Raw genomic sequence first — 16,918 nt, forward strand, 5'->3', positions numbered from 1 at the left:
AAAAATCCTCGGGGCGCTCAACGCCCTTCAGCAGCTCATCCAGTAGTTCCTTGGAGATCGTCATGCATGCTTCCTTTCGATGAAGCATGGACCGGATCACTCATACACAAAAGACAGGACACTCTCCGACATCTGCATGGCGACGATCAGCGGCCCAACCTGGTAGGGGAATATCACGGTCGAGAAACCGATCACCTGCGTCATCAGAACCGCCTCTACCGAAAACCCCGTCTGTGCCGCAAGATCGCCCGCCATCGGGGTCAGTACCGCTGGCACACCCGGCATCGTGGCCAAAAGCCCGGTCACCACCGACATGACCGAAAGCGAGGCAAAATTGACCGCGTCCGCGCCTGTTTCCAGGGGAAGGATGGCGATCAGGCCCTGACCCAGCATCGCCCCCAAACCCGAGGCGTTGACCAGCGCGCCAAGCGCCAATGCCCCGGCAACGAACAGCAGCATCCCGAAATCGACCGATGCCCTGAATGCAGGCGGAGTGACCACACCGCCCTCCGGCAAAAGCAAAAGCACTGCCGCAACAAGACCAATCCAGGCCGAGTTCACACCATGCAGGCTGTCGGTCATCCACAAGGCCAGCGTTGCCAGCAAGATAAACCCCACCCTGATCAGAACCCTGCGGCTGGCGGGGCCGCCTTCCTGCACGGCTTCGCGCGGCGACATCGCCTCGCCTGTCCTCGCGGGGAAAATCCACAGGATCAGCATCACCACCGCTGCGGCCTTCAGCAAGCCCAGCACGGGGAAATGCAGCAAGAGATACTTCATATAGCCGAAATGTACGTTCTGGATCGTCTCTGCCGCGCCCGACAGCACCATGTTCGGTATGTTCGAAGGCAATATGGCAAAGCCCGGCATATTGGTGCCGATGGCCAGCACCGATGCGATGCCGATCCGGCCTTTCGATCCGGGGCCAAAGCCCATCTGATCCGCCAGAGCCATCCCCACCGGCACCATGACCACCGCGCGACCCACCGACGACGGCATCAGAAAACTCAGCAGCACCGAAACCGCCATCAGGCCGGCGATCAGGCGTGGGTAGCTGCCGGTCAGCAAAGGTGACAGCGCTCGCGCCAGTATCGCACCCAGCCCGGATATCGAAATCGCCGCGCCGATCACAAAGCCGGAAACGATCAGCCAGACCGCCGTCGACTGAAAGCCCAGAAAGACCAGATCCGGCGGGGCGAGCCCGAAGACCAGCAGCACCGCAAAGAAGATCAGGCTGGCAAGATAGCCCTGCACAAGATTCGTGGCCCACAACACGAGGGTCACCAGCACGATCCCGAGGATCCGGGCCTGATCCGGGCCCAGCATCGCGGGCGGCACGAGCGCCATCTCGCTCTTGATAAGAAAGACCTGCCCCCCCAATTCCGTCACGACCTGCCTCGGGTTGAGACAGGCGTGCGTACACACATCGCGCACCACAAGCGTCACAAAGCTTTCATTCAGGTGAAACAAAGCCTTCGCAATACCTCCGTAGTTGTGTGCAGGCCACCGTGGCGATGCAGATCGTCCAGGTGGCAGTCCTGTCGACGGAAAGTGTGCTATGGCCTCCTCTCTCACCCTTAACGGGATAACCAAACGCCACGGGGCCCAGACGACGCTGAAAGGCGTCAGCCTCGATATTCGCCCCGGAGAATTTCTGACCCTGGTCGGGCCTTCCGGCTGTGGCAAATCCACTTTGCTGCGCATCATTGCCGGGCTGATGGCCCAGGATGAGGGCAGTATGGCGATCGATGGGCAGCTCATTGATGCCCTGGCCCCAAAGGCCCGCGATATCGCAATGGTTTTCCAGTCCTACGCGCTCTATCCGCATATGAGCGTCGCGAAGAATATCTCTTTGCCGCTCGAGGCGCAGCGCCTGTCGCTGGCCGGGCGGATGTTCGGGCGGCTCTGGCCTTTCAGCGCAGCAACCCGCCGCGAGATCGCGGCTGAGGTGGACCGTGTCGCGGCACAGGTTGAACTCGGATCGCTGCTGTCGCGCCTGCCTGCGGCTTTGTCGGGCGGCCAGCGTCAGCGTGTGGCAGTGGCCCGCGCGATGATCCGCGCGCCGCGTATTTTCCTGATGGATGAACCGCTGTCTAATCTGGATGCAAGGCTGCGGGTGCAGATGCGCGAAGAAATCAGCCATTTGCATCGCAAACTGGGCGCCACCTTCGTTTATGTCACCCATGATCAGACCGAGGCGATGACCATGTCCTCGCGTGTGGCGCTGATGATGGGGGGAGAGATCGTGCAATGCGATACCCCCGCCGCGCTTTACAGCAATCCGCAGGATTTGCGGGTGGCGCAGTTCATCGGCTCGCCCGGGGTGAATGTGATTGCAAGCGATGATCTGGCGCTCTGGGGGCCGCTGGGTGTGAGGCTGGCGGAAGCACAGATCACGCCGATGCAATTCGCCCTGCGCCCCGAGGCCCTGCGCCCCGGCACCGGCGCGCTGACGACCCGCGCCCGGATCGAGCGGCGCGAGGATCTGGGCCATGGTCAGCTGCTGTTTTGCCGCCAGATTGACGGCAATGCCCGGCTGACCCTGCGCAGCACTGCGGCCGAGCTGGCTCAGATCGACCTCTCCGGAGGGATCATCGATATCAGTGCCGATCCCGCACAGCTGATGATGTTCAATGCCCAGGGCAAGCGTCAGCTGTTAAAGGGCCTTGCCCCCGGCGCAGCCGTGCAGAGATCTGCCCATGTCTGAGGCCAGCATTCCCCTGCCACGCCGCCATGGGGCCCGCCTTTCACTGCTGACGATCTGGAGCCTGGCGCTGCCATCGGCCTTCTTGCTGATTGTGCTGATGGTTCTGCCAATCGCGCTGGTCGTGATCATGAGCTTTACCGATTACGAGATGGGCGACAGCCATTTTTCTTTCGTCGGTTTTGAGAATTACGCCGCGCTCTGGCAGGATAATGTCTTCTGGCGCGGGCTCGGCAATACGCTGCAGTATGTGCTGCTTGTGGTGCCGGGCGCGGTGATCCTCGGCCTTTTGCAGGCCGTTCTGATCCACCATCTGAGCTGGGGCAAACGGCTCTATCAGGTGCTTTTATTCCTGCCGGTGACCTCGACGCTCGTCGCTATGGCGACGGTGTGGAAATATCTGATGCATGGCACGATCGGCCCGGTCAATTTCTTCCTGACCTGGCTCGGCTTTGAGGGGCTGGAGTTTTTCGGAAATCCCGACCTCGTCATGCCAGCCCTTGCGATCATTGGCATCTGGGCCCTCGCCGGGTTCAATATGGTGCTGTTCACCGCCGGCCTTTCGGCGATCCCGGAGGATCTTTACGACGCGGCTTCGGTCGATGGGCTGGATCATCCGCTCGACCGCTTCTGGCGCATCACCCTGCCGATGCTGGCCCCGACCACCGTTTTCGTCACCGTCACCAGCTCGATCACCGCCTTCAAGATCTTTGACACGGTCGCGGTGCTGACACGTGGCGGGCCCCAGGGCGCCTCGGATGTGCTGCTCTACACGATCTATCTTGAGGGGTTCCAGTATCTGCGTATGGCCCCGGCCGCCGCAATGACGGTGATCTTCCTGTGCATCATCCTCGCCGTGGCTCTGATCCAGAACCGTATTCTCGACCGCAGAAAGGCAAGCCAATGAGCCTGCAAAAACGCTTTGGCCCTAAAGAGGCGCTGTCGCATCTGGTGCTGCTGGCCCTCGCCTTCGCGACGCTGTTTCCCTTCTACTGGATGCTGGTCACCTCGATGCGACCGCCGAGTGAAGTCTTTGACGGCACTTTCACCTGGCTGCCCGAGACATTCACCGGGCTGGAGCATTACCGCACTGCATTTTCCCGCGCACCGCTGCTACAGTTCATGTTCAACGGCGTGGTGGTCTGTCTGGGTGTGCTGGCGGTGCAGTTGCTGACCGCCATCCCCTGCGCCTATGCCCTGGCAAAATTTGAGTTTCGCGGTTCGGGCCTGTTGTTTGGTACGATGATCCTTGTGCTGACCGTGCCGATCCAGGTGCCCGCTTTGCCGCTGTTCCTTGGTCTGGCCGAGTTCGATCTGCTTGACACCTATTTCGCGATGATGCTGCCCTTCTTCCTCTCCGCCTTTGCGATCTATCTGTTCCGTCAGGTGTTTCGCAGCTTCCCCGACGAGATCATTCAGGCAGCGCGGATCGACGGGATCAGCGAATGGGAGATCCTCTGGCGCATCGTTGTGCCCGCCGCGAAACCGGCCATTGCTGCCTTTGCGGTTTTCTCGATCACGGCGCATTGGAATGACCTTTACTGGCCGCTGATCGTCGTTACCTCAACCGATCTGGCACCGCCGCCACTGGGAATGATGTATTTCGCCGATAATGAAAGCGGCGCAAACTTCGGCGCGCTGATGGCCTCTGCCACGATCCTGACCGCGCCGCTGATCGTTCTTTACCTCTTTGCCCAACGCCATTTTGTCACCGGCATCACCATGACCGGGGTGAAATGAGCTTCACCGATCTGCCGCATCACCCCGACGCGGCAGCGCCTTCCAGCTGAAATTCGGAGTTACCGATGAAGACGCAAATGAAATCCGCCGCGGTCAGCGGCCTGGTGATGGCTGGCCTTGCCCTGCCCGCTTTCGCCGAAACCGTGACGATTGAGGTGATGCAGGCCTTCCCGGCCCATGCCCCTTTCCACGAGGCGGTTGCCACTGAATTCATGGCGCAGAACCCCGGGATTGAGGTGAAATTCCGCATCGGCGCCGGCTCCTATGATGAGACGCATCAGGCCCTGCTGCGCGCAGCCATGACCAACAAGCTGCCCGATGTCTACCATTCCGGCTTCCACCTGATGCCCGAAGTCGTCACTCAGCTGGCGGAGAAGGGCCGGGTCATGCCGCTCGACAGCTATATCGCGGCGGAACCGGCTGATTTCATCAGCACAAATTACGCCCCCTCGCTTTATGAGCAATGGCAGGTGGGCGGGGTGACCTGGGGTCTTGGCTTTAACGCCTCCAGCCCGATCCTTTTCGTGAATGGTGATCTGATCAAAGCCGCTGGCGGCGATCTTGAGAATCTGCCGCAGAGCTGGGACGAGGTGATCGCGCTTTCGGCAAAAATCACCGCGCTGCCGGGCGGCAATGACGGCATGGCGTTTGACATCCAGGCCTGGCCCGACGACTGGCTGTGGCGCGCGCTCAATCTTGAGCAGGGTGCCCGCATCATGAACGATGACGGCCAGACCGTGGCTTTCGGCGGTGAAGCCGGGCTTAAAGCTCTGCAACTGACCAAACGTATGGTCGATGAAGGCGGGATGAAACTGCGCGATTTTGAGCAATCACGGCAGCAATTCGCCGCCGGTAAGATTGGCTTTATTGTGTCTTCGCCGAATTCGAACCGCGCCTTCGCCGATCTGGTCGGCGATAAGTTCGACCTGCGCACGATGACCTATCCGATCACCGATAAGGTCAATGGCCGGATCCCGACCGGCGGCAATGCGATGATGATCACCGCCCAGGATAAGGCCCGTCAGGACGCGGCATGGGAATATATCAAATTCGCCACTTCCGCGAAGGGCCAGGAGATTGCTGTTCTTGGTTCGGGCTATATGCCCACCAATATCGGCGCATCTGCCCCCGATCTCCTTGGTAAATTCTACGCAGAGCATCCGAACTTCAACACGGTAAACCTGCAGGTTGATAAATCGGCCGCCTGGGGCGGTTATCCCGGCACCAATGGCGTGGAAATCTGGCGTAGCCAGCGCGAGATCATCGGCTCGGTCATGGCTGGCAAGATCAGCCCGGAAGAGGGCCTCGCTGCCATGGTCGAAAAAACCAATGCGCTGATCGCCCGCTGAACCCGCTGATCTTTCGTCAGGGGCCTGCCCGGCCCCTGGCCTTCTTCCTCAGGATAATATGATGATCCCTGCAGCCTTTGCTAATCCCGGCCGCTTTTATCGCGGCAATACCCATGGCCATACCAATGCCTCGGACGGTGCCCTCCCGCTGGAGGAGGTGATCAGCCGCTATAAAGCGGCCGGTTACGATTTCCTCGCCATTACCGATCATTTCATGGCGCAGTTCGACTTTCCGCTGACCGACAGCCGCGCCTGTCGCAGCGATGGTTTCACAACTTTGCTCGGCGCCGAGCTGCATGCGCCCCGGACCCAGATGTCGGATCTGTGGCATCTGGTGGCGGTGGGTCTGCCGCTCGATTTCGCGCCGAACACTGCCGATGAAACCGGCGTGTCGCTGGCGCGGCGCGCATTTGAGGCAGGCGCTTTCGTCACCATCGCGCATCCGGCCTGGTATCAGCTTTCGCTGGAAGATGCCGAAACGGTTCTGCCCTGGTGCCATGGGGTCGAGATTTATAACCATGGTTGCCAGACCATGCATGACCGCGGCGGTGGCGCCTATCTGCTCGACGGTCTGGCTGATCGCGGCCACAAGACCCTGACCCTCGCCTGTGACGACAGCCATTTCCATGCCCCTGATTTTGGCGGCGGCTGGGTGGAGGTGAAGGCCGAAGAGAACAGCCCCGAGGCTTTGCTCGCGGCGCTCAAATCCGGGGCTTACTATTCAAGCCAGGGGCCGAAGATCCATCATATCGAATTCACCGCCGATGAGATCATCGTCGAATGCTCGCCCGCACGGGGGGTTCTGGTAAATGGGCAGGGCTATCAGCAGGCCTATTGCTATGAAAGCGGGTTGTCGCGGGTGCGTCTGCCAAAGGCAAAACTGGGATCCACCCCCTGGTGCCGGATCATTGTCATCGGCGAAGATGGCAAACGCGCCTGGAGCAATCCGATCTGGGGCGAAACTGCCTGAGCCCTGTGTCTGACTTTGCGATCCCGGTGGCCATATACCGCCGGGACTTGCTATTCATCTCTTTTCTGTAATGAAAGCACCGACGCCGGTCACAGGCTGTTCGGGTGCTGAAAGGTCTGATTTATGCGCCAGATAAAGGCGGTCCTTTTTGATTGTGACGGGGTGCTGATCGACAGCGAACCGATGGGTTGTACTGCGCTGGCCGAGACGGTGACCGCCCATGGCCGCCAGATGGACCGCGAGGAGGCGACCCGGATATTCTCCGGCAATTCCGCGGCCGCCAGCAAGGCCTGGCTGCAGGCCGCTGGCCTTGCGGCCGAAGAGGTGTTTGATGAGGCCGATGCACGGTTGTTTGCGATGTTTGATGCGCATGTGCCGCTGGTGCCCGGGATCGAAAAACTGTTGCAGGATTTCAAAGGCAAGATCGCCGTCTGCTCAAATTCGCTGATCCGAAGGCTTGAGCGCTCGATCTGCAAAACCACCATCGCCGCCCGGTTTAACGGCCATATCTATTCGGCCGAACATGTTGCGCGCCCCAAACCTGCGCCCGATCTGGCCGTTTTTGCCGCCGCGCGCCTTGGCGTTGCGCTGACAGATTCCCTGTTTATCGATGACAATGTGCAGGGCATCCAGTGTGGCAAGGCAGCCGGCTGCCTGACGGTCGGCTTTATCGGCCCCTCTGATCATCGCCCGGGCCATGCAGAACGGTTGCTCGCAGCAGGCGCGGATCATGTCGTTTATACTATGGAAGAGTTAGGCGAGCTGCTGCGCAGCGCCTGCCTGACCGAGACCGAAATGAGCTGAGAAACCGCGGCCGCATCCGGATCTGGCCCGGAGGGAAAGCCCGGATATGTCCGCCTCGGGCCGTCCCGGGATCGCTCGCACAGCATGCCTGCCCGAGGCAAAATTTGCCCCCGGCAGGCAGAAAATATTAACCTCTGTCCCGCCGCCTTTATGCTAACGTATTGTATCTGCTAATATTCTAGAGATAGGCGCGTTTTGCTTCCGGTACGGGGGCATAGCCACCCAGGCGCGAGGTCCGCAGCTGCAGGCGGTGCATTGACTGGGCAAGGGTGACCGCACAGCCCACCCCGTCCAGCACCGGCAGACCATGCTCACGCGTCAGCCTCGCGGCCAGATCGGTCATGCCCGCACAGCCCAGCACAATCGCCTCAGCCCGGTGTCAACGGCGGCGCCATATTGGATGCGCTGCGCAACAGGGACGGCAATCTCGCCGCCGAAATTATGCTGCGACATCTGCAGGATATTGAAGAGCATCTGGTTGTGTCGCAAATTTCCGAACAGGCTGAAAGGATCTGATCGCGGACACCACTTATGAAAGAGTCATTGCCACAGCATCGGCGCTGAGGGTGCTGGCGTCGGTTGCGGTCGGATGGTGACAGTCCTGCGCCAGTCGCACATCGTCAACCTCTCGGGGCGTTCGCTGGCCAGTTCCGGCGCATAGGCGTAGACTGGCCATCAATACTGCGCCGTCTTAAACGTGTTCAGACGCGCGCAGGTCTAAGCACCCGGTCGGAACCTGCTGCATTCGGGTTGCGGCCGGTAAACCAAAGGCTCACCGTGATACATGCGGGAATGGATCGGCTGCGCCGCCCCCGTATTTGATCATCCGATTGACAGGCTCGAGCCCTTGGCCCAACGCAGACATATCACCCGACCGATCACCTCTGCCCGTGTCCTTGTCGGGCACCGCCGATCACGGGGCAGCGACTTGTCGCTTGCGACGATACTCGCGGCGGTGGCCGGTGCGGCCAATTCCGGTGGGTTCTTCGCGCTCGGCCAGTATACCTCGCATATGACGGGCTATCTTTCGCAGTTGGCCGACAATCTGGTGCTCGGCAACTTATGGGTGTCGCTGATTGCGGTGCTGGCCCTTGGTGCCTTCATCACCGGCGCCGGCTTCAGCACCTATCTGATCAACTGGGAGCGCCTGCACAGCGCGCGGCGGCAATACGCGCTGCCAATCGCACTGCAGGGCGTCTTCCTGCTGCTCTTCGCGACCGGCGGCGTCTTCACCAGTGAGTTGGGCCGTCTCTTTGCCCTGTGCTGCCTGTGTTTCATCATGGGGATGCAGAATGCGACTATCACCAAGATCTCGGGCGCGCGGATCCGGACGACCCATGCGACCGGCATGGTCACCGATATCGGGATCGAGCTTGGCCGGGCCGCCGTTGCGCTCAGCGCGCCCGCCAGTGGCATCCGACCGGACAAGAGCAAGCTGCGCATCTTGCTGACACTGGTCGCAGCCTTCCTGGGCGGGGGTGTTGTCGGGGCGGTTGGCTTTAGCGAGATCGGCTTCTGGTTTGCCTTGCCGCTTGGGCTGACATTGCTCGGCCTGGCGGGCCCCGGCTTGCGGCTGCGATAGCGACAGTGGTCATCATGCCGCCATCGACCGTGCATCAAGGCTGCGCATCAGGCAACCTGCTGTGCAGCCTTGCGTTTGGCGTATCGCTGATCTCGGGCGGCTTTGCGGGCAGCCTCATCTGACAGGACGAGAGCGATACGTTTGTCCTGCGCAGATTGCCGGGCGTCGCGCGTTGCGATCTCCGCAGCTTCCAGCTGAAGTTGATCTTCGGCAAGCGCGGCCTCTTGCGCCGCAACGCGTTGCTCCTCGGCCAATCTCTCAGCATCTCGCGTAGCACGGCGCGCTTCACGCGCCCGCGCGATTTCCACGCGCTCCGCGCTCCGTGCCGCCAGACCCGGTGCCGCCGCCGCCTGGGCCGCCTTGAAGCTCTCGATCATCGAAAGTCGTGCACTGGTGGCATTGCCGCGCCGATCGGAAAATTCTTTCGTTCTCACTGCTTCTCTTACCTTTCAGAGTAGAGCGGCTTGCGCCGCTTGCTGAGTGGGGGTGGCGATTGGGCTATTTTGCAAACTGTTCTCTTTCGAGACGTGCTGCCCTCAAACGCCGGGTTTTCTCTGCACGTTCAGCCGCTTCGGTATTCTGCTCATCGAGGGCGCGGGTTCTGGACAGGAATTGCGACTGGGTCTTGTCGAACGCAGCCTCCGCGGTCTGACGTGCTCTGCTCATGGTGCCAGGCATAGAGGTATCTCCTTCATTTCACGGCCGCTCTGCGGGCCGATTTCGGCGCAAAGAAATTCGGCTGATAAAACAAGACCTGCCCGCGGATAACTTGAGGAGCGATGCCTGAGAGATCATATATGTCGTCAGGCAAGGGCTGCTGTCTATATAGCGACGGCAAGCCGCGCTCAGCCGGATCAAGGCGATCCTTGGCAGTACCATTCAGAAAGGCTCAGGCGGCTTTACGCATCGGATAGGCGACAAGGTTCTCCGGAACGAACCCTGCAGATTTCGCCGCAGCCGCGAAGGCACGGCGGGCAATGCCTACCGGAATGATGCAGTCCATCGCCGCGTTGACTTGTTGAAGTGCAATGGCATGCGCCTCATCCGCAATCGGCCATTTCCTCACCAGCCAGTGTTTGACTTGCTCGATTGTGCTGAATTTCTGCACATCGCCATCAGGCGACATGACAAAAGACAGGGGTTTCCCCCAGTTGATTTCTATCAAAAAGACTTCTTTCCTGGAAAGCGAATGGCGCGTGCAAGATGCAGCCCCGCCATTTCGGGGAAACCGGGTCCGACATTGCATCGATCCCGATTTCAGTGCTCAAACCCGAAGATCAGGCGAGAACGAGGTTCATCGCGGATTCACGGCCATTGGGGTCGCGCTCGACATCGAACGAGACAGCCTGACCATCATTCAGCCCATGAATTCCGGCGCGTTCAAGCGCGGAGACGTGAACGAAAACGTCCTTGGAGCCACCCTCGGGAGCGATAAATCCAAAACCCTTAGTGGAGTTGAACCATTTCACGGTGCCATTGGCCATCGTGATGTTCCTTTCATTGGTGCCACCCACAATATGTGATGGCCCGGCAAAGCTGAAAATCCAAAGCTGAGCCGAAAAGGACAGGTCCGAAAAACAGAAGATGCCCCTTACATATAGGGCAAGACCGCCCTGACTGCTATGAAGGGATTCCGATACTGCGTCTCTGGGGTGGTTAGCCCCTGTTATCGCTGCAAACAATTCTTCATATCCCGGCGCAGGCGATGCCCGCCCTTGCCTGCGTCATCGCCCTTGAAAACGAAGCGGGCCACCCCATCTCAACCGCGATCGTGAGCATTTTGGCTCACGATTACATAGACTTCACCAACCATCCCACCAACATCCGTTTGGGAAACCGGGCCGATGCTGATCGAGACACAGAAGAACCGCAACACTTTCGAACCCCACACCCCTGCCCTGCCCTTCCGGGCTGCCCCGATAACACCAAGGGAGCAGGCTAGGCCATGGCCCAGACCTGATCAAGGCTCTGCCCCTTCCCCCTCGCCAGTTTCGCGAGAGACGGAATTTGACGCAGCAGAAGCCGGGCTCACCCTTCGCTGGCTCAGAACGAGCCAATCGGAGAGCCCCCACCTGCATTCGCAGTCGGGACCCGGTCGCAATCACAAATGGTGGTACATTGCCGAAGCAGAGCCCGGCTCATGGCTGCGGCTCGGTCTCAGGCACCCCGCTTCCGCCGAGCAGATCAGAAGTGCCGCATTGAGCGGTCGGTTGCCGGAGATGCTGCGCCGGATTGAACCCGCCATCGGTGACATGTTCCTCATTGAGGCCGGCACGCTTCACGCTGCGGGGCCCGGCCTGACCATCGTTGAGGTGGCGGAAGGCAACAGTACGCCACTCGTTCTCGAACCGAGCTCCCCCGCTCAACTCCTCAGCGCCTGTGAGCAGGCGATCTGTGATCCACAACCCATTACGCCGCTGCCGGGCGAAACCATCCCGTTCCGGATCGCCCATGAGATGCTCGCGCCCGAACAACGCGTCATGCTGATGGATCCGCTGGCCTGCGTTGCTGTCGTGAAGGGCAGTGGTACTTTCGGCAACCGCCCGTTCGAGGCAGGCCAGTGCTGGCAGTTCAATGGCCCACTTGCAACGCGTGCGATTGAGCCGACAGTTCTGATCGTAGCAGAACGATGCGAACCCGCTCCCGGCAGTGACGGCATCTGGCGCGCGCGGCAATAAGACGGCCAGAGTCTGAGCGAGTGCAACTGCCCTCGTTCCGGCATCCAACAGCCCACTTCTCCGAACGTAAAGAACGAGCCCCGCGATAAGACCGCGGGGCTCGGCGCGCTTTGGCTATTTCACCTGTAGCAAAATGGCGGTCTGTGGCATCTCCCCGCCCCTCGAGTGAGGGACGGGGTCGCGCGGGTTCAGATCAGAAGTCCATCCCGCCAGCAGGCACCGGCGCGGATGCGTCCTTCTTCGGCTTCTCTGCGATCATCGCCTCAGTCGTGATGAGCAGGCCGGCAACGGAGGCCGCATCCTGCAATGCCGTGCGCACCACCTTGGCCGGGTCGATCACGCCCTGCGCATAGAGGTCACCGAACTCTCCCGTCTGGGCGTTCCAGCCCCAGGTCGCCTCGGCGTTCTCGCGCAGCTTGCCGACGATGACGGCGCCCTCGGTGCCCGCATTGGCCGCAATCTGGCGCACGGGGGCTTCAATCGCCTGGCGGATGATCTCGATGCCATGCTTCTGGTCCGCATTGTCCGTGGCGATGCCATCGAGCACCCGGGCTGCGCGCAGGAGCGCCGTGCCGCCTCCGGGCAGGATACCCTCCTCGACCGCAGCACGGGTGGCATGGAGCGCATCGTCGACGCGATCCTTCTTCTCCTTCACCTCGACTTCGGTGGCCCCACCGACACGGATCACCGCAACACCGCCAGCGAGTTTCGCCAGACGTTCCTGCAGCTTCTCACGGTCGTAGTCGCTGGTGGTCTCCTCGATCTGAGCCCTGATCTGACTGACGCGCGCCTCGATATCGGGTTTTGCGCCAGCCCCATCGACGATGGTGGTGTTGTCCTTGTCGATGACGACCTTTTTCGCGCGGCCCAGCATATCGAGCGTGACATTTTCCAGCTTGATGCCCAGTTCCTCGCTGATCGCCGTGCCGCCGGTGAGGATGGCGATATCCTGCAGCATCGCCTTGCGCCGGTCGCCAAAGCCCGGAGCCTTGACCGCCGCGATCTTCAGGCCGCCGCGCAGCTTGTTGACCACCAGTGTGGCCAAGGCCTCGCCTTCGACATCCTCGGCGATGATCAGCAGCGGCTTGCCGGACTGGATCACCGTCTCCAGAACAGGCACCAGCGCCTGCAGGTTCGACAGTTTCTTCTCATGGATCAGCAGATACGGGTCTTCGAGTTCAACCCGCATCTTGTCCTGATTGGTCACGAAATAGGGCGAGAGATATCCGCGGTCGAACTGCATCCCCTCGACCACCTCAAGTTCAGAGATTGCGGTCTTTGCCTCTTCGACCGTGATGACGCCCTCGTTACCGACTTTCTGCATCGCCTCCGCGAGGAAGCGGCCGATCTCTGCGTCGCCATTGGCGGAAATCGTCCCCACCTGGGCGATCTCGTCGTTCTTCGTGACCTTTCGAGCCCTGGTCTTCAGCTCACCCACGACCGCCTCGACGGCCTTGTCGATACCTCGCTTCAGGTCCATCGGGTTCATGCCGGCAGCGACGGCTTTCGCCCCCTCACGCACGATGGCCTGCGCCAGAACCGTCGCGGTGGTGGTACCATCCCCTGCAGCGTCATTGGTTTTGGAGGCCACCTCGCGCACCATCTGGGCGCCCATATTCTCGAACTTGTCCTCAAGCTCGATTTCCTTGGCCACCGAAACGCCGTCCTTGGTGATGCGTGGTGCTCCGAACGACTTGTCGATCACGACATTGCGCCCCTTGGGGCCAAGCGTCACCTTTACGGCATTGGCAAGGATATCGACGCCGCGCAGCATCTTTTCACGAGCGTCGGAATGGAATTTGACTTCCTTGGCAGTCATTTTCTGATTTCTCCTCTACAGGCAGTTTCTGCGACTGGATTGCAGGGGAAGGCCTCAGGCGGCCTTCTTTGCGGCGGCAGGTGCTTCGATCACGCCCATGACGTCGCTTTCTTTCATGATCAGCAGGTCTTCACCATCAAGCCGGATCTCGGTGCCGGACCATTTGCCGAACAGGATGCGATCCCCGACAGAGACGTCGAGCGGGATCAGCTTGCCGCCATCATCGCGCGCGCCCGAGCCTACAGCCAGGACTTCCCCCTCTTGGGGCTTTTCTTTCGCGGAATCGGGGATGATCAGCCCCCCGGCGGTCTTCTCTTCAGCGTCGATACGGCGGACCAGAATACGGTCATGCAGTGGACGGAACGTCATATCGTTCTCCTCTTGGACAAACAGATTTTGAGAGGTTCCACCGCTCCGGACCGGCCCGGGAAGACCGGGCCCAGAGCGGGGCCGTGCGACCCGTTAGGCATCGCACGCCAGATGATTTTGGAAACCCGAAAAGAGGTTTCAAGAGGAGCAATTGAAAATTTTGTCACTCACCACGAACTCGCGCTAACAGCATGTTATAACCTGACAATCCATCGTGAAGCCCTCTCGGAAGCCTTGAAAAACCATCCCCGCTGGCTCAGGATTGGCCTGTCCGGGTTGTCAGGAAAAGGAGGCAGAACATGACCCGTATCCATGGCCGGGAACTCCGCCTGCAGTTGGAAGGCTACGGCCTCACAACGGCGGAAATCCACCACCCCATCTATTCAGGCTCAAGACCCTGAACGGCCTCACGCCCTACGAGTACATCTGCAAAATCTGGACATCAGAGCCAGATCGATTCATCGTAAATCCGATCCACCAGATGCCGGGACTAAACACCTAGGCAAAGATGGAGGAAAAATCCCGTGGCAGGTCAGGTTCACTCCAAACCCGGGTCACTTCTGGGTGGAAATCAACACCATGCCATCCATTTCAATTGGGCTGGGCTGAATGTTGTTGACGGTGATCCAGCGTGGCAGAAATTCCAGCGCGTCGCCACGAACAAGCTGCGCCACAGTCGCCTTGGTCACGGCATAGACGCTGAAGCCGCCGGTGCCAAGGTGATGCAAGTGGAAGTGCTTTCCGCGCCATGCACATCCTGACAGCGGTAGAACGGTCGTTACCTCACACCCGGGCAGTCAATGCTGCCGGGGTTTGCGCGGCATCTGGCTGCTCGCTCGGCATCACGTCGCTTTACGATCTCTTGGTTTCGGATGCGTTCCGCCTCGGCGTCGGACTCTCGCTTGGCCTTTTGCTCTTCGAATGCGCGTTCGGATTCGGCCAAGCGGCGTTCATAGTCTTTGTTCCAATCAATTTGTTCCTCCTCGACCAAAATAGGGCCGAGATCGGAATTACTTGAACCGGACCTATTCGCGCTTGGCCGGGGCGGGGTAAATCCCGACGACTCGCTCGGACTGCTGTCGTAAGGCGATGAGCTGGCGGACTGATCCGCATAGTCATCATCGTAGGTCGCGTAGATATTCGAATAGGCAGACGGATTGTTGTATTGCATCACGCTGCTGCTGTTTCCAGCAGCAACAAACGCCTTCTGCCAAGACTCATCGCATGCGCTGACCATCGTCAGCGATAAAACGATCGGCACCAGAAGTTTATTATTCATCCTATCTCCGGTTAATCAGGTGCGCTCAGTCGGTTCAGTCGACTGACATCAAGAGAGTTTCGCGGCGACTTTGGCTGCCTTGGGGCGGCACGGCGCGAGCGGCATCCGACAGGATGCCAGTCGCTCTGCCGGCTTGCCCGCGGATCGCGCCTTGCGAAGTCAGGTGGCGATCGTGCAAAGCAAGCAGAAGTGAAAGCGTATATATTGACCGTATGTCTGGAAATTTCTCCAGTGCGCGAGTTAGGTGGATGTTCAAGCAATCAGAACTCACCAATCACAACCGCCTTGAGAGGTGCATCTTTGTAGTATCGGATATTTGACTCTTGGATTGAATAATCGCACTGAAAGGCATTCAAATCATCAAGCGACCAATCATCGTTGATCTCGTAAATCCAGCCCAACATTGCCGAAACGCCTTTGTTGACTTGATACGGGCCATCTGGCCAATATTTGCTGCCGGTTGGCGGTTCATACTCGGGATGTGCCATGATTGCAGAAATAAAACGCTGGGCTATCGGGCTAACATCCAACCGATGAGGGCCTGTGTCGCCATTATCGACTGGCCAGAGGCCCAGAAGTCGCGTTCCCTTTGGGGCAAAGCCATGCTCTTCTTGGGTGAATGAGGCGCTATGTTCTTTGTGGACATATCTTGTAAGCTCCTCAGCGGTCGCCTGAGTCCACCCGCAATAGTGGGTATAGCTGCTCTTGTCGTTCGGCAACTCGCGATAGGCACTCGTCTGAAGGAATACCATTCGCCCACCACTCTCTGTGGTTTCTTTTTCGGGCGTATCCCCAGTTACTGTCTCTGCCACAGCACTGGCAGATGGTTTGCCTTCGATCATCACCTGCGGATCTCCGGTCATCCGCGTGCTGTTACAGCCCCACACCCGGATCACGCATTGGTCGCCGCCGCGCTTGATGCACTCATCAACGGCCGTGTATCTGGCCGAAACGCCGGTATCCGCCCGTGCCCAAGACCAGACGGTTGACCCTGCCATTGCGTCGGCGACATAGGCGCCGCACCCGTCGGCGAATTCGTCCACAATTCGGCACCCCTCACCGCATTCGTCCAACGCCCGCTCTCGCGCTTGCAGAATGTTGGGGTAATCCACCGCCCAGCCCCATTGATCGCCCTGTCTTTCATCAATGGCGAGCGCGCCGTCAGCCAGCGCAGGCGCGGCAAAGGTGCAGATCGCCAACGCGATGGGAAAGATACCAATGCGCATAGGTTCTCCGTGGTTTATGCGACTGATCGCCTGCATGAGGTCTATCGCGAGGGATTCCGCCCCACATCCTCCGTTTGGGTGAAGCCCGCGTTGGAGAAAAGGTCAGGATCAACCGGGCCGAAGGGCGGGCTTTCCTTGGCGACAATGCTTTTCCGGCGGCACCTGACGGGCAGAACAATGGGACGAAACGCGCCATGACTACCAACCTCGGTATCAGCGCGACGCTCAGTGGCGACGCACGAACCTTTACGCTGACAAGAGATGACTGGTGGTAACCATCCGGCGTAGGCCGCGGACGGGTGTCCGTGCTCAGGGAGTGGGCTTGGGTGCTTTGGGCTTGCCGAGCCGCGGGGACCATTTCTTCGCGAGTTGGTCAAAGCGTTCGACGATCCTGTCGA

General features: G+C 59.9%; 19 protein-coding genes and 1 pseudogene. 9 read left to right on the forward strand and 11 right to left on the reverse strand.

Features of this window, described 5'->3' with window-relative positions; genetic code table 11:
* Positions 1-96: 96 nt before the first annotated feature.
* On the reverse strand, positions 97-1,347 hold the full coding sequence (locus H0485_RS19875; protein ID WP_226937650.1) for an SLC13 family permease: 1,251 nt from the start codon (positions 1,345-1,347) through the stop codon (positions 97-99).
* Between the two features lie 211 nt (positions 1,348-1,558).
* Here H0485_RS19875 and H0485_RS19880 point away from each other — a divergent pair, with 211 nt between their 5' ends.
* From H0485_RS19880 to H0485_RS19905, 6 genes are all read left to right on the forward strand, one after another.
* On the forward strand, positions 1,559-2,707 hold the full coding sequence (locus H0485_RS19880; RefSeq protein WP_226937651.1) for an ABC transporter ATP-binding protein: 1,149 nt from the start codon (positions 1,559-1,561) through the stop codon (positions 2,705-2,707).
* On the forward strand, positions 2,700-3,611 hold the full coding sequence (locus H0485_RS19885; RefSeq protein WP_226937652.1) for a carbohydrate ABC transporter permease: 912 nt from the start codon (positions 2,700-2,702) through the stop codon (positions 3,609-3,611). The genes H0485_RS19880 and H0485_RS19885 overlap by 8 nt, the downstream gene beginning before the upstream one ends.
* Positions 3,608-4,444, forward strand: coding sequence for a carbohydrate ABC transporter permease (locus H0485_RS19890; protein ID WP_226937653.1), 837 nt, complete (start codon positions 3,608-3,610; stop codon positions 4,442-4,444). Before H0485_RS19885 ends, H0485_RS19890 begins: the two co-directional genes overlap by 4 nt.
* Positions 4,445-4,509: 65 nt before the next feature.
* A complete protein-coding gene (locus tag H0485_RS19895) occupies positions 4,510-5,793 on the forward strand; it encodes an ABC transporter substrate-binding protein (protein WP_226937654.1) in 1,284 nt (427 codons plus the stop codon).
* A gap of 58 nt (positions 5,794-5,851) precedes the next feature.
* A complete protein-coding gene (locus tag H0485_RS19900; protein WP_354002466.1) occupies positions 5,852-6,763 on the forward strand; it encodes a PHP domain-containing protein in 912 nt (303 codons plus the stop codon).
* 123 nt (positions 6,764-6,886) lie between these two features.
* A complete protein-coding gene (locus H0485_RS19905) occupies positions 6,887-7,567 on the forward strand; it encodes an HAD family hydrolase (protein WP_226937655.1) in 681 nt (226 codons plus the stop codon).
* Positions 7,568-7,745: 178 nt separating this feature from the next.
* On the opposite strand, the gene H0485_RS19910 is transcribed toward H0485_RS19905, so the two are convergent.
* Positions 7,746-7,928: a hypothetical protein gene (locus H0485_RS19910; protein WP_226937656.1), complete on the reverse strand. Its 183-nt coding sequence runs from the start codon at positions 7,926-7,928 to the stop codon at positions 7,746-7,748.
* A 567-nt stretch (positions 7,929-8,495) separates the two neighbouring features.
* On the opposite strand from H0485_RS19910, the gene H0485_RS19915 reads away from it, so the two are divergent.
* Positions 8,496-9,149 carry a YoaK family protein gene (locus tag H0485_RS19915; RefSeq protein ID WP_226937657.1) on the forward strand — a complete coding sequence of 218 codons (654 nt, stop codon included), beginning with the start codon at positions 8,496-8,498 and terminating at the stop codon, positions 9,147-9,149.
* A 47-nt stretch (positions 9,150-9,196) separates the two neighbouring features.
* Here H0485_RS19915 and H0485_RS19920 read toward each other — a convergent pair whose 3' ends face one another.
* The 4 genes from H0485_RS19920 to H0485_RS19935 form a co-directional block, all read right to left on the reverse strand.
* Complete coding sequence (locus H0485_RS19920; protein ID WP_226937658.1) at positions 9,197-9,583, reverse strand: DUF6481 family protein; 387 nt, start codon at positions 9,581-9,583, stop codon at positions 9,197-9,199.
* Positions 9,584-9,647: 64 nt separating this feature from the next.
* Positions 9,648-9,827, reverse strand: a complete 180-nt coding sequence (locus H0485_RS19925) for a hypothetical protein (protein ID WP_226937659.1) — start codon at positions 9,825-9,827, stop codon at positions 9,648-9,650.
* 211 nt (positions 9,828-10,038) lie between these two features.
* Entirely contained in the window at positions 10,039-10,314 is a 276-nt protein-coding gene (locus H0485_RS19930; RefSeq protein WP_226937660.1) for a DUF982 domain-containing protein, read from the reverse strand.
* A gap of 112 nt (positions 10,315-10,426) precedes the next feature.
* Positions 10,427-10,633, reverse strand: a complete 207-nt coding sequence (locus H0485_RS19935; RefSeq protein ID WP_226937661.1) for a cold-shock protein — start codon at positions 10,631-10,633, stop codon at positions 10,427-10,429.
* Between the two features lie 735 nt (positions 10,634-11,368).
* Here H0485_RS19935 and H0485_RS19940 point away from each other — a divergent pair.
* A complete protein-coding gene (locus H0485_RS19940) occupies positions 11,369-11,827 on the forward strand; it encodes a cupin domain-containing protein (RefSeq protein WP_226937662.1) in 459 nt (152 codons plus the stop codon).
* Positions 11,828-12,020: 193 nt separating this feature from the next.
* On the opposite strand, the gene groL is transcribed toward H0485_RS19940, so the two are convergent.
* Positions 12,021-13,646 carry a chaperonin GroEL gene (gene groL / locus H0485_RS19945; RefSeq protein WP_226937663.1) on the reverse strand — a complete coding sequence of 542 codons (1,626 nt, stop codon included), beginning with the start codon at positions 13,644-13,646 and terminating at the stop codon, positions 12,021-12,023.
* Positions 13,647-13,700: 54 nt separating this feature from the next.
* Positions 13,701-14,015 (reverse strand): co-chaperone GroES, encoded by a 315-nt coding sequence (locus H0485_RS19950; protein WP_226937664.1) that lies wholly within the window; start codon positions 14,013-14,015, stop codon positions 13,701-13,703.
* Between the two features lie 385 nt (positions 14,016-14,400).
* Here H0485_RS19950 and H0485_RS19955 point away from each other — a divergent pair.
* Positions 14,401-14,517: pseudogene (locus H0485_RS19955) on the forward strand (IS481 family transposase); the annotation flags it as partial.
* A 52-nt stretch (positions 14,518-14,569) separates the two neighbouring features.
* Here the strand turns inward: H0485_RS19955 and H0485_RS19960 are convergent.
* The 3 genes from H0485_RS19960 to H0485_RS19970 form a co-directional block, all read right to left on the reverse strand.
* Positions 14,570-14,743 carry an SDR family oxidoreductase gene (locus H0485_RS19960; RefSeq protein ID WP_226937665.1) on the reverse strand — a complete coding sequence of 58 codons (174 nt, stop codon included), beginning with the start codon at positions 14,741-14,743 and terminating at the stop codon, positions 14,570-14,572.
* 50 nt (positions 14,744-14,793) lie between these two features.
* On the reverse strand, positions 14,794-15,294 hold the full coding sequence (locus H0485_RS19965) for a hypothetical protein (RefSeq protein ID WP_226937666.1): 501 nt from the start codon (positions 15,292-15,294) through the stop codon (positions 14,794-14,796).
* Positions 15,295-15,554: 260 nt separating this feature from the next.
* Positions 15,555-16,520, reverse strand: coding sequence for a DUF4189 domain-containing protein (locus H0485_RS19970; RefSeq protein WP_226937667.1), 966 nt, complete (start codon positions 16,518-16,520; stop codon positions 15,555-15,557).
* Positions 16,521-16,918: the final 398 nt, after the last annotated feature.

The sequence above is a fragment of the Pseudogemmobacter faecipullorum genome (assembly GCF_020539525.1).
In the GTDB taxonomy this organism is placed as follows: domain Bacteria; phylum Pseudomonadota; class Alphaproteobacteria; order Rhodobacterales; family Rhodobacteraceae; genus Pseudogemmobacter; species Pseudogemmobacter faecipullorum.

Bases quoted from the DNA above. Each gene is read 5' to 3' on its own strand.
- H0485_RS19875 (WP_226937650.1), bottom strand. From the start codon at position 1,347: ATGGCGCTCGTGCCGCCCGCGATGCTGGGCCCGGATCAGGCCCGGATC.
- H0485_RS19880 (WP_226937651.1), top strand. From the start codon at position 1,559: ATGGCCTCCTCTCTCACCCTTAACGGGATAACCAAACGCCACGGGGCC.
- H0485_RS19885 (WP_226937652.1), top strand. From the start codon at position 2,700: ATGTCTGAGGCCAGCATTCCCCTGCCACGCCGCCATGGGGCCCGCCTT.
- H0485_RS19890 (WP_226937653.1), top strand. From the start codon at position 3,608: ATGAGCCTGCAAAAACGCTTTGGCCCTAAAGAGGCGCTGTCGCATCTG.
- H0485_RS19895 (WP_226937654.1), top strand. From the start codon at position 4,510: ATGAAGACGCAAATGAAATCCGCCGCGGTCAGCGGCCTGGTGATGGCT.
- H0485_RS19900 (WP_354002466.1), top strand. From the start codon at position 5,852: ATGATGATCCCTGCAGCCTTTGCTAATCCCGGCCGCTTTTATCGCGGC.
- H0485_RS19905 (WP_226937655.1), top strand. From the start codon at position 6,887: ATGCGCCAGATAAAGGCGGTCCTTTTTGATTGTGACGGGGTGCTGATC.
- H0485_RS19925 (WP_226937659.1), bottom strand. From the start codon at position 9,827: ATGCCTGGCACCATGAGCAGAGCACGTCAGACCGCGGAGGCTGCGTTC.
- H0485_RS19935 (WP_226937661.1), bottom strand. From the start codon at position 10,633: ATGGCCAATGGCACCGTGAAATGGTTCAACTCCACTAAGGGTTTTGGA.
- H0485_RS19940 (WP_226937662.1), top strand. From the start codon at position 11,369: ATGCTGCGCCGGATTGAACCCGCCATCGGTGACATGTTCCTCATTGAG.
- groL (WP_226937663.1), bottom strand. From the start codon at position 13,646: ATGACTGCCAAGGAAGTCAAATTCCATTCCGACGCTCGTGAAAAGATG.
- H0485_RS19950 (WP_226937664.1), bottom strand. From the start codon at position 14,015: ATGACGTTCCGTCCACTGCATGACCGTATTCTGGTCCGCCGTATCGAC.
- H0485_RS19965 (WP_226937666.1), bottom strand. From the start codon at position 15,294: ATGAATAATAAACTTCTGGTGCCGATCGTTTTATCGCTGACGATGGTC.
- H0485_RS19970 (WP_226937667.1), bottom strand. From the start codon at position 16,520: ATGCGCATTGGTATCTTTCCCATCGCGTTGGCGATCTGCACCTTTGCC.